General features: G+C 40.6%; 14 protein-coding genes and 1 tRNA gene. 11 read left to right on the top strand and 4 right to left on the bottom strand.

Going from position 1 to position 14,547, the window contains the following annotated elements; genetic code table 11:
* Window positions 1–23 precede the first annotated feature (23 nt).
* From rpoD to L4C54_RS21405, 11 genes are all read left to right on the top strand, one after another.
* Window positions 24–1,871 carry an RNA polymerase sigma factor RpoD gene (gene rpoD, locus L4C54_RS21455; protein ID WP_428801210.1) on the top strand — a complete coding sequence of 616 codons (1,848 nt, stop codon included), beginning with the start codon at window positions 24–26 and terminating at the stop codon, window positions 1,869–1,871.
* Window positions 1,872–2,014: 143 nt separating this feature from the next.
* Window positions 2,015–2,090 (top strand) — tRNA-Ile (locus L4C54_RS21450).
* 451 nt (window positions 2,091–2,541) lie between these two features.
* Window positions 2,542–3,066: an Lrp/AsnC family transcriptional regulator gene (locus L4C54_RS21445; RefSeq protein ID WP_428809747.1), complete on the top strand. Its 525-nt coding sequence runs from the start codon at window positions 2,542–2,544 to the stop codon at window positions 3,064–3,066.
* Between the two features lie 90 nt (window positions 3,067–3,156).
* The gene (locus L4C54_RS21440) at window positions 3,157–3,333 is read left to right on the top strand and encodes a helix-turn-helix transcriptional regulator (RefSeq protein ID WP_428809746.1); all 177 of its coding nucleotides are present in this window, start codon (window positions 3,157–3,159) and stop codon (window positions 3,331–3,333) included.
* 183 nt (window positions 3,334–3,516) lie between these two features.
* Window positions 3,517–4,104, top strand: coding sequence for a YagK/YfjJ domain-containing protein (locus L4C54_RS21435; RefSeq protein WP_428809745.1), 588 nt, complete (start codon window positions 3,517–3,519; stop codon window positions 4,102–4,104).
* Between the two features lie 97 nt (window positions 4,105–4,201).
* Window positions 4,202–4,786 carry a hypothetical protein gene (locus tag L4C54_RS21430; protein ID WP_428809744.1) on the top strand — a complete coding sequence of 195 codons (585 nt, stop codon included), beginning with the start codon at window positions 4,202–4,204 and terminating at the stop codon, window positions 4,784–4,786.
* A gap of 15 nt (window positions 4,787–4,801) precedes the next feature.
* Window positions 4,802–5,401: a hypothetical protein gene (locus tag L4C54_RS21425; protein ID WP_428809743.1), complete on the top strand. Its 600-nt coding sequence runs from the start codon at window positions 4,802–4,804 to the stop codon at window positions 5,399–5,401.
* Between the two features lie 334 nt (window positions 5,402–5,735).
* Window positions 5,736–6,554 (top strand): hypothetical protein, encoded by an 819-nt coding sequence (locus L4C54_RS21420; RefSeq protein ID WP_428809742.1) that lies wholly within the window; start codon window positions 5,736–5,738, stop codon window positions 6,552–6,554.
* A 573-nt stretch (window positions 6,555–7,127) separates the two neighbouring features.
* Window positions 7,128–8,330, top strand: a complete 1,203-nt coding sequence (locus tag L4C54_RS21415) for a hypothetical protein (RefSeq protein WP_428809741.1) — start codon at window positions 7,128–7,130, stop codon at window positions 8,328–8,330.
* 11 nt (window positions 8,331–8,341) lie between these two features.
* The gene (locus L4C54_RS21410; protein ID WP_428809740.1) at window positions 8,342–8,725 is read left to right on the top strand and encodes an STAS-like domain-containing protein; all 384 of its coding nucleotides are present in this window, start codon (window positions 8,342–8,344) and stop codon (window positions 8,723–8,725) included.
* 1 nt (window position 8,726) lies between these two features.
* Entirely contained in the window at window positions 8,727–9,272 is a 546-nt protein-coding gene (locus L4C54_RS21405) for a hypothetical protein (protein WP_428809739.1), read from the top strand.
* Window positions 9,273–9,517: 245 nt separating this feature from the next.
* Here L4C54_RS21405 and L4C54_RS21400 read toward each other — a convergent pair whose 3' ends face one another.
* The 4 genes from L4C54_RS21400 to L4C54_RS21385 all read right to left on the bottom strand — a co-directional run bounded on the left by L4C54_RS21400 (window position 9,518) and on the right by L4C54_RS21385 (window position 13,745).
* Window positions 9,518–10,087 carry a recombinase family protein gene (locus tag L4C54_RS21400; protein ID WP_428809738.1) on the bottom strand — a complete coding sequence of 190 codons (570 nt, stop codon included), beginning with the start codon at window positions 10,085–10,087 and terminating at the stop codon, window positions 9,518–9,520.
* Between the two features lie 440 nt (window positions 10,088–10,527).
* On the bottom strand, window positions 10,528–11,670 hold the full coding sequence (locus tag L4C54_RS21395; RefSeq protein WP_428809737.1) for a YadA C-terminal domain-containing protein: 1,143 nt from the start codon (window positions 11,668–11,670) through the stop codon (window positions 10,528–10,530).
* A gap of 174 nt (window positions 11,671–11,844) precedes the next feature.
* Window positions 11,845–12,315: a TetR family transcriptional regulator gene (locus L4C54_RS21390; RefSeq protein WP_428809736.1), complete on the bottom strand. Its 471-nt coding sequence runs from the start codon at window positions 12,313–12,315 to the stop codon at window positions 11,845–11,847.
* Between the two features lie 116 nt (window positions 12,316–12,431).
* Window positions 12,432–13,745, bottom strand: coding sequence for a tyrosine-type recombinase/integrase (locus tag L4C54_RS21385; RefSeq protein ID WP_428809735.1), 1,314 nt, complete (start codon window positions 13,743–13,745; stop codon window positions 12,432–12,434).
* Between the last annotated feature and the right edge of the window lie 802 nt (window positions 13,746–14,547).

Below are 14,547 nucleotides of genomic sequence, written 5' to 3'. Positions count from 1 at the left end.
AGATACGAAGTTGGATACCGTCTATGGATCAAAATCCGCAGTCACAGCTAAAACTACTTGTTATTAAAGGCAAGGAGCAAGGCTATCTGACGTACGCCGAAGTAAATGATCACCTACCAGCAGAAATCGTAGATTCTGAACAGGTAGAGGATATCATTCAGATGATCAACGATATGGGTATTAAGGTAGTAGAAACTGCTCCTGATGCCGATGACCTTGCACTGAATGAAGACAACACAGTCACCGATGAAGATGCGGCTGAAGCTGCTGCTGCTGCGCTATCAAGCGTGGAAAGCGAAATTGGTCGTACAACCGATCCTGTCCGCATGTATATGCGTGAGATGGGTACAGTTGAACTTCTGACTCGTGAAGGTGAAATTGATATTGCGAAACGCATTGAAGATGGTATTAACCAAGTTCAAAGCGCAGTTGCTGAATACCCAGGTACGATTCCATACGTTCTTGAACAATTTGATCGTGTTCTAGCTGAAGAACTTCGCTTAACAGACCTTATCAATGGTTTTGTTGATCCGAATGATGATGGAACAACAGCACCAACAGCAACTCACATCGGTTCAGAGCTAGCTAAAACTGATCTTGCTGATGAAGATGGCGATAAAAAAGAAGAAGATGACGAGGAAGAAGAAGAGGAAGATACAGGTATTGATCCTGAACTTGCTCTAGAAAAGTTCACCTCGCTACGCAACACTTATCAAAACCTTCAACTAGCGATCAACGAGCACGGCGCTGACAGCAGTAAAGCATCGAACGCAACAAAACTTCTTCAAGAAGTCTTTGCTGAATTCCGCTTAACGCCAAAGCAGTTTGATTACTTAGTGACTCAGCTACGCACCTCTATGGAGCGTGTTCGTACTCAAGAACGTTTGATCATCCGTCAAACCGTTGAATACGGCAAAATGCCGAAGAAATCGTTTGTTGCGATCTTTACTGGTAACGAATCAAGCGATGCATGGTTAGACGAAGCACTGGCTTCAGATAAGCCGTATGCTGAAAAAGTTAAGCGTAGTGAAGAGGACATTCGTCGTTCAATTCTCAAGCTTGCTATCATTGAAAGAGAAACTAACCTATCTGTTCAAAGCATTAAAGAAATCAGCCGACGCATGTCGATTGGTGAAGCGAAAGCTCGTCGTGCTAAGAAAGAGATGGTTGAAGCGAACTTACGTCTGGTAATCTCAATTGCTAAGAAATACACGAACCGTGGCCTACAGTTCTTGGATCTAATCCAAGAAGGTAACATTGGTTTGATGAAAGCCGTTGATAAGTTTGAATACCGTCGTGGTTACAAGTTCTCAACTTACGCTACTTGGTGGATCCGTCAGGCTATTACTCGTTCAATTGCCGACCAAGCACGTACTATCCGTATTCCGGTTCACATGATCGAAACGATCAACAAGCTAAACCGTATCTCGCGTCAAATGCTACAAGAGATGGGTCGTGAACCACTTCCGGAAGAACTTGCAGAGCGCATGCAAATGCCTGAAGACAAGATCCGCAAAGTATTGAAGATCGCTAAAGAGCCAATCTCTATGGAGACACCAATCGGTGACGACGAAGATTCGCATCTAGGTGACTTCATTGAAGATACAACTCTTGAGCTACCACTAGACTCGGCAACATCAACAAGTCTAAGAGGCGCAACGAAAGACGTACTTGCAGGTTTAACACCTCGTGAAGCTAAAGTTCTACGTATGCGTTTTGGTATCGACATGAACACTGACCACACTCTTGAAGAGGTTGGTAAGCAGTTTGATGTTACTCGTGAGCGTATCCGTCAAATCGAAGCGAAAGCACTACGTAAACTACGTCACCCAAGCCGCTCAGAAACTCTGCGCAGCTTCCTAGACGAGTAATAAGTATTCGATCTTAAAAAAGGTGAGCACTAGCTCACCTTTTTTGTATCTGATTGGTTTAAGTGGATGAAAACTGAGCGCAATTGCCCCCTACTGTGGGTAGACATGCACAAAGGCTTCCCCTATAATCACTCACCTAATTCGGCCCCTTAGCTCAGTGGTTAGAGCGCACGACTCATAATCGTTCGGTCCCCAGTTCAAATCTGGGAGGGGCCACCAAATTCTAGAAGGTTAGTAAGCGTAGTGTTTACTAACCTTTTTTTATGCCTGTCGCTTTTTAGTCAAGTAGTTAGTCAAGTAAGGAACTGGCTGAAACGCGAAAATTGTCATTATCTAATTTGTGAACAGAATCGAAATCAAAATGGTCTTCAAAAACGACTACCTCTGTTTCCTCTACTCTCAAGTAAAAATCGCACCAACCTCCTATTAGTAAGCATCTTCTCTATGCCGACACTAATATGTACCTCAGGTCGCCTCAATCAAAGTACTGCTATCCAGTAAATTACTCACTTCCAGTAGACCTTATTAGTCAATAACCTTTACTAGATTGCATATCAGCAGAACCTCCATTTTTTGTCCTCTTCTACAGTTCTTGAAACTACAGTAGAGAGCACCTTGATTTTCCAATACGTTGTTCTTTCTGTAATCCAATAAAAATGAATGGAAGGTAATGATGCATCTAACGTCACCACCGCTTGAATGGCTTGAAATTAACAACTTAATAATTCGAGATAGTAATAAGCTGGAGATCATCAATGGCAAAGAGAAAGGGCTACTATGGAATGCGGTCTACCTAATGTATCAAGGTGATTGCTTTGAGACTCAGACAACCAATAAATACCGCCACCAGCTCGCTAAGCCATTCTATAGCGCAGCTAAAGACCTAATTGCTGTCGATACAGCAAACAAACGTGATGATGTAAATACAGAGCACATAACCTACTTAAAACAAATGGCTAGAACCAACTTCCTTTCTGCTACAGGGTTTCAAAACTCTAAACCGACCAAAGCCTATTCAAACTCTGATTTACAGCTGCTCTACAACTACGAGTGCATGCTCAATGAAGAAGAGCTTGATGAGGGCATCATAAAAAAACTACGTACCAATGCCGAGATTTACCGTCGCATAGCAAAAAAACTCGATTTAACACCCGAACATATCAAAAGAGAGATCTTAAAACTCAACAAGTCATAAATATAGGATCGTCAATGTACGGCGGTGGTGATCCACTTCTTTCTTGCATTCTTATATACGAAATAACAAAACATATAAGGATATTTCATTATGAAACCATTAATTACCCTGACTGAGCTATCCAAGCTACTCAACAGATCGAAGATTACTATCTGGCGCTGGTGGGCAAAAGACAAAATCCTTCCACCACCAATACAGAAAAAAGGACGCACAATTGGCTGGAAACAAGACGTTATCGAAGAGTGGGTTACGAATAACCAAAGGTAACCAAATAAAATAAACCGATAGAACCTGAAATGTATTGACGGAAAAAAGCCGAAATTAGATCGAAGAATTAATGCTTAAGTGAAAACAGCACTCTCATGAATGGGGCTTTCAAGCCCCATTACTCCCACCAACAGAAGCAGGATATTTATATTATCTCTGCATTTCCCATACCAGAATGATCTTATGACAAAAAATTACTCAAATATCGGTTACGTAAAATTAGGTGGTTATGTTTGGAAAGTGAACGCTGGGGGTAATTTATATGTCGACAACGTCTTTATGAAAAAGATACATGGTCAGCTAAACATCATGCACGTAAGTTATAGCCAAATTAACGTTATATTCTTCAACCTGCACCTGCTTGAAGGTGAGCTTCACCCTGACAACACCACCATTTCAACGTTTATAGCAAAGTTAAGAAAGGTACTTAAATCCAAGCCTTACAACCTAGTTCGTTTTGCTTATGTTTGGGTGCGAGAACAAGAGAAATCAGACGTTCCACATTACCACCTTGCTCTTATTGTCGATGAATCCAGAATCCACTACCCAAGTAAGTTGCTGGAAACACTCTCTAGCCTCTGGGCGAAGGTATCAAACGGTGGGCACTTCTCCTATGTCAGTGACTGCTACCACATAATAAACCGAGGGGATCTCAGTACACTTGGCGATGTGATCTATAGGATATCTTACTTGGGGAAGTTACGGAGCAAAGGGAATAGAGAAACAAACACCAACGATTACTCAATGAGCCGACTTAAGTTAGATGCTTGACGTTAGATGGCAAAAAATATACTAATAGATCATAAGGTTAAAGTTAAACGACAATTGAAAACCATTGAAATCGCATGAAATAAACTAGGTAGATACCATGGATTGGACCCAGCTGAAAAATGAGTACATTTCAGACTTTAACGCTACTAAAATCTCATTGCGTGATTGGTGTCACAAGAAAGATATCAAATTCAACACTGCTCGACGATACATAAAAACCCAACAGCTGACTAAGCTTCAAAACCCTTCAGAAACCATCACAAAGTGCGCATCTGGGAAGTTAAGCCCAGTGCGCATACAGCATAATGGATACAGTAAGTTTATTGATGAGAAGTACATCAATGCAGCTGCAAACATTCACTCACTGCAAGACGAACTATCGCTAGCTCGTAGCATCCTTGCACATCAATCAGATCGCTTATACTCACTGAGCCATCAATTAGATAGTGATACCGAAGCGGAAGAAAGGCTCGTTCAGCTTAAGTCTCTGTGGCCTTTATACGATTTAATTGACCGTACGATGGGAAGAGTAGCCAACTTAGAGCTATCCATTGCGAAACTTGAGCAGATAAAAGTTGGCATCACTCGAGATGAAGCACAAACAAAACTCTTACTTCAAACTCTTGAGCAACGTAGTGTTGATGCGGCTGGTAATAACGTGAATTACTATTTTGATTGGTAAGCACTAGGAGTGTAGATGGACAAGGAACGTAAGTGTATAGAGCTTAGCATCAACATCGAACTTGAATACCTTAGAAGAAAGACAGGATTTCAGGAGTACTCCCCATCACTACTCAGCTACATTGCGACAATAAAAGAAATCTGGACAGAGCTTTCCCCTAAAGATACCGCCCTCAAGCGTTTACTATTTATCATCATCCTTTTTCTAATAGTGGCGTTTTTACACGCAGCTGCAATTTGTCTTCTCTTGATGGAAGCTCATAGAAACGCAGTACTAGCATTAGAAATTTGGCGATTAAAAAGCTTCACGATAACGCCTCTGCCGCCAGAAGAAAAAACGCTATCTAACTTATGGCATTATCACGGTTTAGAACACACCAGCATCTCGCATGAGGTCTGTATTCAACTGGTTCAAGAATGGATAGATTTACTTTATGGAAATAGCGTAGCTGAGAAGTTTGACTTAAATGAAATGCTACTCCAGAAGCACACCATTGCGGCTCGCCTGAATAGCTCTAGCTACAAAGAAGGCACTCCCCTTATCCACTTTAATACAGGCAATAAGTTCAGAGCCGTCATTCGAGAGATTAGCAACGAGCTAGCCCTTTATGCGTAATTCGCTGAATATACACAGTACAAGCCCACCAGAGAAAGCTGCTAATACGATTGAGCCACTTAGCGACCAATAAGTGTTCGATAAGTACATGCCAACGCATTTTTGCTCTTTCCTTGTCAGACCAAAAATTCTTAACATCTACTTCAATGAACTTTGCTTTAGAGTTTTAATGAGACTGACATAGGTTTTACTTGGATTTCCCGTAGATCATTTTTGAATGGGTTGTCAACAATCACACAACTCACCCATAGTGCTTGAGTTGCATATAACATACTTGCATTATAGGTTAGAAAGATACCAGCTATAAACATTATTCAGCAAAAATGGCATAAAAATGGACTCATATAAAGAGCTAACCAAAATATTAGATTCAACTGGCTTCAGGGAGTTCTATACCGAACGCATCCAGCAATCTGTAAACAAAGTAGATTATGGCGTGCGTAAAGGTGTAAAGGAATTCCAATCTGTGAAATCAGCCGCTCAGCAATACACTTACGAATCATCTGGCAAGTATATGGTAAGTATTGATTGCCAACTCGATGCCCCTGAGTTAACTGTAGAAAATGAGCTAATCCTACAATGTATCGAAGTCTTTGATTGGGGGGGAGTTCAGTCATCTAATATAATTAATGCGATCAATCTTCATCGCGATAATGTCTTACAAAAACGTCTATTAGAATGGAAAAGGTGGTTTGAAGATGACACAACTTTGGCCATTACTCTAGACAATGTAACTTGGTCTAGCGGTTGGACCAAAGTCTTTTCGTTTATGTTCAATCTAACAACGATTTATGACTCGAGAGTAGCGGCATATATCAATTATATTTTTGCTGATTTTCACGACTCTCTCGAGAGCGAAGAATGCAAATTAATTCTGAAGTCAATTACGAAGTATCTAGTCTCATTCAAAGGTACAGGGACACGGGCTCGATGTCTTAATCGTGAGTATCGTGATTCGCTAGGCATAAAAATGAAATCAGCTAATGATGAGAATAACTTCAAGGCTAATAAGACAGCATCATGGTTTCTTCGCTACTTGTGTGAAATGGAGTACGGAGAACTAAATCAAAAGCACTTCAGACAAATTGATAAAGCAATGTTTATGTTAGGCTTTGATATTGGTCAGATCGATTCCAATGCTCCCTTTGAGTAGCTGCATAGCAAGTGGTATATGTATCAAGGTACTTTTCTGTGAGCTTACTAAAAAATAGTCAAAGGTACATTAGTCGACATTGCTCAAGCGCATCACTACCCAAATTATTTAGATTAGTCACTTGCATCACTTTTTAAGCTTACTGTTTGACCTGTTTTTTTTGATGTATCAATATGTGTTTAATGGATTAACATTCCAGTTTGCTTTAGGTATGTGGTAGATCGTTTTATAAAAACGGTAAGCGTTGAAAGAACCGATGCTATGGGTTGAACATTGAGAGTACGTTCAACGCATCTAAGGATGCTAATCGCAACGAAACTCAGCAAGCAACACGAACTAGATCCTATAGCAAATAACGTGTGTTTAGAGCGCTGTTGCAATAATAACGAATGTGACCGGTTCTCAAAAGAGATAGAACGTGTCTCCAACTACAATTAAATGCCTCGTTTTTACTACAACTGTGGTCGCCAATTGTATTTGTCACTCCCTATCCAGCGACTATTACAAACGCCGTGTGTTTGTAGATTTGGAATTAATAAGAGATCTACCATAATAAATACTAAAGGAGATGGTGTGGCATCATCAAGTAACCAAAATGTTCAAAAACAACGCTGGGCTAGAAAAGTATTTTCTCGCTACGTTAATAGCAGTAGCCGGCGAGTAAGAACTAGGAAAAAATCCTTTACGACTCTGAGAAGGAAGACATCACCTTGTGGCAGCCTAAACTGTGCCAAACCTAAAACAGAGAAATTTAAACTAACAGTCACTACCTTGAGTGTGGGACCATTCCATCCTGAAGATAGAACTAAAGTACTAAAATTTTTTGAAAATGTTTGCTCTTTTTTAGAGGAATCTAATAAGCATGGTAACTTCCATGGGGTGGTACTCTTAAACCTTGAGAAAGTTGTAAAAGTAGACCCTAGCGGGTGTGCTTTCTTGTTCTCCTACATAGAAATGTTTCAAGACATTTACCCTAGGGTTAGCTTTAAAATTAAGTATCCAAATCGAATTAAGCCTCATGCTGGTAGCTCTGCTGAGACAATTCAGCCTAATCATGTATTTAATCACTTAGAACTCTATAAACAATTAGGTAGCCCTAAAGCTCCTCTTTGTCATACACTTCCGCCTCCTAAACTTAAGATCTGGGAAACAGAGTCTTTTGCCAATAGCGACTCGTCATTAGTTGGACAGATACTAGAGAATGTCTGTCAGAAAGTCCCTAATGTCTCAAATGCTCAAATATCTAAAATATATAAGATACTGATCGAAGCGGTGAATAACTGTCCAGAACACGCATACGATAAATCGTTCATGCAGAAAAAAGGTTTACAATATAAGAAGACTCGATGCTTGTTTGCTATCATAGAAGGCAGACTTGTTGTTGTTGTCGCAGACCTTGGCGTGGGTATCCGCTACACATTGGAGCATGGAAAGGCTAAAGATTCGTGGGAAATATTTAAGCGATTCCATCGATTAGTCCGAAGAAATAAGGACTTTTCATCTAGAGATAGTGAATGCTTGCAAGGTATGATTAACATTAAAAATGTTCGTGAAAGAAACACCAGACACAAAGACTTTGATAATAGAGGTTATGGTGGTGTTGACCTACAGAATGCCATTAAAGGGCTTGAAGGTAGGCTTTTGATTATGTCCGGAAAAGGTTCTCTAATGTTAGACGCATCAATCCCTGACTCTATGGATGTAGATCTTAAAGATTTTGATACGGGATTGAATGGAACGTTAATTTCCATGTCTATCCCATTAACAGATAAATAATGAGTAATCGCATGTTCGATTTAAAAGTTACTGATTTTACGAAGTACCCCGGCCCAAGATATATCGCTCTTGGTTCAAACAGCGGGGAAGAGTTTCGAGAAGAACATTTGATCGGTGCCCTTAAAAGTAACTCTGAAGTTTCAGTTAACTTAGATGGAGTTCTTGGCTACGGCTCGTCATTCTTGGAAGAAATTTTTGGCGGTATCGTTCGCGCTATGTCAGCTCATCCTGCATCTGTACACCCAAATGGTGACCAGATCGTTAAGCACGACTTTATTACGTTAGATATGGTTAATTTTATTAAAGAAAACTTAGTGTCTAATGACGACCCGTCAGTTATTAAAGAAATAAATGGCTATATTACTCGTCAGATAAAAGAGCTGGAGGGCAACTAAAATGACTTGGTGGATAGCTTTCATAATTGCTGTTGTAGGTTGGTACTTTACTGCTACCCAAAATGCAAAGAACAGCACCCGTTCATTGATTAATCAAGAGATAAAAGAAGCAAGAGCAAAGTTACATGAGCTAATAGTGTCTTGTTCAAGTGATGATTGCCAACTTCCTCTAAAAACCAATGGTGAAGACTTCGTAAAGATGCAAACATATATCGTTTCCATTCAAGAAGTTGATCGGTTATATGCTTTTTATCACTTACCTTATTTCAAACATATTAGAATTGTAGGTGTTTGCGCATCTGTATTGACGAAGCTTTCTAGACATGAATATTTTAAAAAGACTAAAGATTTCATTCTGCATTGGTGCTCACCTCAATCACATGGTGCAGTCGTAAACCATTATTCAGGTTTTGAACTAACAGATCACGCATCTACGATTCGTCAGTCTTTAACTAGTGACGTGGAAGATATGAACGAAGAGCAACGCCTTGCAACATTGAATCTAGAGTATAAAAAGCTTTGCCTGTCATATCAGTTTGTTAGCTAAGGTTAGTGAGCTTAATACAAAAAGGAGTAGTTTGCCTTCTATTGAAAGATGTGCTGTCTTTTATCTCTAGATTCAACACAAAGAAAAATTGATTTGTTAGGTATTTCCTTTTGCTCATTATGCTTACCAAGGTCTAGCTAATCCATCTTTTACTTAATTAGAAAAATAGCTGAATCTCCTTTGTCCAAAAGTGTGTCAGTGAGGCACTAACCTCACTTTAATTGCCATTGTTAATAGCGGTAATCCTATAGAGCCTGTTTCCAGTGCCGCTTTACCGTACTTAAACCAATATTTAGTGCTCTAGCTGCTTCACTTTGCCCCATACCCTCAGCTTTTGCCGCTTGGACTTTTTTGTTGGTCTCAATTGCTGGTGGTCTTCCTAACTGCTTGCCTTCAGCTTTCGCTCGTTCAATGCCTTGTGCAGTCCGTTCTCTGATCCGGTTTCTCTCGAACTCAGCAAAAGCACCAAACATTTGTAGCATTAAGCGCCCTTCCGAACTACTAAGGTCATTTACTGGTAGGTCTAGGCAAACTAACTTTACTCCCATGTCCCCCAGCTGCTGAACTGTTTGTTGAACATCAATAGCATCTCGACCTAGCCTATCCAGTTTAAGAACAACCAATGAATCCCCCTGCTCTAGCCGATCCAATAAACGAGCAAACTGTGGTCGCTCTTTAGCCTGCACGCTACCACTGATGGTTTCACTGATAACCCTATTTTTTTGGATTGCATAACCGGCATTTGAAATTGCTAAAATCTGATTCTCAGTCGTCTGTTCTGTTGTGCTAACTCGGCAGTAAGCAAAAGTTCTCATTTGAATCACCTAGTCCATAAAATGATAGTTCATATAATATATAGGTCATAAACCTAAAGCTATACTTTATGGGCTAATTATTATTGCTTTGATACCTAGGTCATAAAACGAGTGTTTTATGGCCTACAAAGAGGACATGGAAGGATTTTGACGCCAAGTGAGCTTTATCAACAGCGTTGCTGCTATATAAAGTCAGTTGATAAAACGAAAAAAACCCATCAACGAGTAACGTTGATAGGGCTAGATGTATTCAATATGTTATTCGGACAATGCAAACACTAAAATTTAGTGAACCATACGGCTTAATAAAGGTTCTTTAAGCGCTCTAATCACTACACCGTTAAACAGCATGGATAATGACTTGATGAATAGAGCGCTTAAAAAAACTCCCTACCCGAAGGTAGGGATAAACCGTTAATACCAGTTTGTAGGGTATTAGATTACCAAGCGTAACCAACACCTGCGCCTACTGATACATCAGTGTCTGAAGCAGTTGTGATTGAAACGTTAGCGTTAGCAGTCCAGTTTTCGTTCATACGGTGTCCGTAACCAATTGCCATTGATTGTGCGTCACCTGCGTGACCAAGGCCAACACCGATAGCGTTAGTTTGGTTAGCACCCATGTATGGACGTGCTGCTGTTACTGCTTGAGTTGAAGCCATTACACCGTCCATTTTCTCGTCTAAACGGTCAACTTGGTTGTAAAGGTCGTTAATGCTAAGTGTGTTGCTTGCAATTGCTGCGTCTTGCTGTGCGTCAGTTGCTGCTTGTGTCTTAGCGTATACTTCTTGTGCTTGCTCTGCATAAGACTGAACCGTACCGTTACCTACTTCACCTGGTACTGGCGTAACAATTGGTAGGTCAGGTGTTTCTACTGGTGGTAGGTCACCATCAGCAGGGGGTGGATTAGTGCCGAAATCATTACGCGATTTAATTTCTTCTACTAGTGCTTCTTTTGCTTCAGGTGTAAGGATAATATCATCACGAATAGGCATTGGTTTTTCAACACCATCGTTAGGTGGATTAATACCTTCAACTGGCGTTGGTAAGTTCACAGCATTACGCTCTTTGCTTACTGCGTTACGAATATTTTCCTTGTATTCTCCTGTAGATTGGTAAGACACCTCTCGAATAATCTCGTTTCCTTTCTCATCTTCATAAGCAACGATAGCTGTTACCTGACCACTTTCAGACACAGTAATATCTGCAACAGTTACACCATGTTGACTATCAATAGTTTTATTCTCTAGCGCTTTATTGGCAAGAGTAGAGCGCGCTTTGTTTGTATCAACAATAGGCATTGGCTTTTCGTCAGAAGGAGGGTTAATTCCTACCCAGCCATCATTTTCACGTGGTATTGTAATTGGTTGATTTGGGTTCTCTGGAAGACCTACACGATCGTTCATATCACCGCGCTCTGGAATACCCATAACAGGTGAGTTATCAGGGTTGCGCATGATTGGCGCGTGATCACCATTTGAAGGAATACCCATAACTGGCGATTCGTCAATTGGTGTAGTTACACCAGCTACCGAACCAAAAGAAGTTGCTGCGATAAGTGTTGCTAGAATTGTCTTTTTCATTTTTCGTATACCCTACGATTAAATGCGAACTAGTACGCATTGGTTTTAATAAAAAAGCGAAGAGACGCTTCGCTGTGTACGGATACGCATTATAGAGATCAAAACCTCATCGTCAAGTACTAGTACGCAAAAAGTTCAAAGTTTTTTTGTGTTAATTTTAAACGGTTGTTTTTTCTAGTCTTCTAAGAATGCATAGACAGTGCAGCCTAATACCATCTTCATGGTATCTTCTGCTTCTTGGTGTGGCATGATGTTTTCGAGTTGCTGGATCATTCTATAAATAGCGGCTTTCGCTTGTGGTGCGGTTCCACTCGACATGATGTTATCCATTAGCATACGAACCACTTCACGAAATACATGGGAGTCTTCATCATGGTACGCTTTAACCCAACTGTTGATAAAGGCTTCACTGGTGCTAAAGTCTAATTTCTGCATAGCCAGAGGAAATACTTTCCCCTGCAAAGCCGTCATGAACATGTTCTTACTTTCGTAATAACGTTGAATGCTGCTCTTACCCATTCCCAACTCTTTAGCAAGTCGGTCATAGGTGACCACTTCCCAACCTTCTGTCATAAACAAACGAAAGATAAGATCGTCCATCATTTGTTTCTTCTGTTCGCGCTCTGCAACGGTTATACGTGCCATGTTATCGACTCTATTTAGATTTGTTTGGGTAATAATACGCAAAATATCACTACAAGGCAGTATTTATTGTTAATTAACAGTAAAGTTTTACGCCAAATACCAGTTCGCAATAACAGCTATTGCCCATGCCTCATTTGAATAACATTCGACCCATCATTTGTTTTGTTCAGCTTTCGCTCCCATAATTCCAGCGCCCTACGCTTTTCAGATAGGTAATCGTATCGGTCATAGTGCTTTGAACTGACATCGTTTTGAGCATGGTTCTGTAATCGGTCACGGATCGACTTTTCAATCCCAAGCTCGCCCATTAATGTTTTACAGGTTCGCCGAATATCACGCGCGACAAAACTTCGTACCATCGGGGTCGCCTCTCGATATCGTGTAATAGTCTGCGTGAGTGAGTCGGGGCGAATATGCTCAGCAACATCATCTCTATGAGGGAAAATATAATCACTTTCCATCGAATCTGTAATCGTTCTTTGGTGTCTTAATAATTCGATTGCGCTATCAGTTAAAGGGATAATATGCTCTCGCTTAGTCTTGGACACGCTCTTCGGTATCAATAGCGTTTTTTGTTCCCAGCTCACCGACTCCCACTTTGAACTGATCAACTCAAAAGGACGCTGCCCTCCCGTATAAAAGCATAACGCAATCAGGTTTCTTAACGTCCCCCCCATTGCAAAGCGTGTATGCTCTGTCTTTAAGTCGCCAAACAGTTGGGTTATTTCTTGATGGTTTAAGTAGTGGTCACCAACATGTTCAGCACTTTTCTGCTTAGGGATACCCGAGACAGGATTTACAGTAAGGCCAAACTTCGCTTCTTCAATATAGTTAGCCGGATCATTGTCATGCTTTAAGCCATAGCTAAATGCCGCCATTAAGTAACTTCTGACACGATTGCTTTGAGTGGGCGCACCACGTCGAATCATATTCGCTAATATTGAAATAATGTCATGAGGCGTTACATCCTTTGCCTTGGTGTCTCTGTCGATAAAATTGTAGGTCTCTTTTTCCAGCGCTCTCAAGACGGCCTCATAGGTGCGCTTTCCATCTTTTTTCATTTGAGCTGTATAAGAGTGAAACAATTGCTCGATACTTCCTTTCTGAGCGTGTTCTATTCTCTCTCGCTCTAGAGCTTGCAGTTCGTCAGCTAATCTAGCTTTAGGATCTATTCCCTGCTGTAACCAACCACCGTACTCTTTCGCCTTATCTCTAGCGTCAGAAAGCGACAGTTCTGGAAAAGAACCCAACTGAATAAAGCGAGTCTTCCCATTTTTAACAAAATAGCGAAAGACAAACCTTTTAGAGCCTTTCGGCGTAACTTGGACACCAAGCTTGCCTGCGCCACGTTCACCGTTGGAATCCCACACATAGTAAGGCTTCTCTTTAGACTTTAGACCTTTTATCGAACTAACCGTAAATACGCTCATAGAACACCTGTATAAGTACTGTACGTTACTTGACTAAATAATTTTTTAGTCAAGTACTTAGTCAAGTAAGAGTGTAGCTGAATGAAAGATCACGATACATGATGGAATTCGAATTGCAACATAAAGCACTGATATGATTCAGAAATTAAATGGAATACTATAAAATGAAATTCTATGAAATATTACATTTCGACGACTCATAATCGTTCGGTCCCCAGTTCAAATCTGGGAGGGGCCACCAAATATAGAAAGGCCTGAGAGCATTTATGCTTCTCAGGCCTTTTGCTTTTTAAGTTCCTGTGTAGCTAACATGCAGCAGACAATCTTAGCCAATTCCATATAACAGCCTCGCTCCTTGCTTCAAAACCCCTTATCTTCACCAACCATGAAAACCCGTTGTAGATATCAGTACTTAGTCCATCAGATGTGATTATAGAGTGACTTCTATTTATCGTATTCTCACTCATTCAACCATTACCGATTAGAGCCATAGCATGACCTAACGAATAAAGACTTTGCTCTGTTACTCTCAGCCCTATTTGTTTGGTGTACTACTTATAAAGAGGCCTGTGGTGAGCCACGAGAGGAATGGACTATTGTTGAATTTACAAAGTGACAGGAGTGCAGAGATAGGCTTCATACTTTTCATCAAGAGCTTCTAAAGAGCCAAGATCCTATGTCGCAGATACAACAACGGGAGCATTTAGCTCCCGTCTATTCCAGCTCAGCAAAAACGAAGTTTGTGTCATTATTTTTATAGCGTTAAACGCCTAGTCAACTTAGCAACAATCCTCTTCGATTA

It is taken from the genome of Vibrio lamellibrachiae (assembly GCF_050337265.1).
Taxonomy (GTDB): domain Bacteria; phylum Pseudomonadota; class Gammaproteobacteria; order Enterobacterales; family Vibrionaceae; genus Vibrio; species Vibrio kyushuensis.
This window is presented reverse-complemented; position numbering and strand designations above follow the sequence as displayed.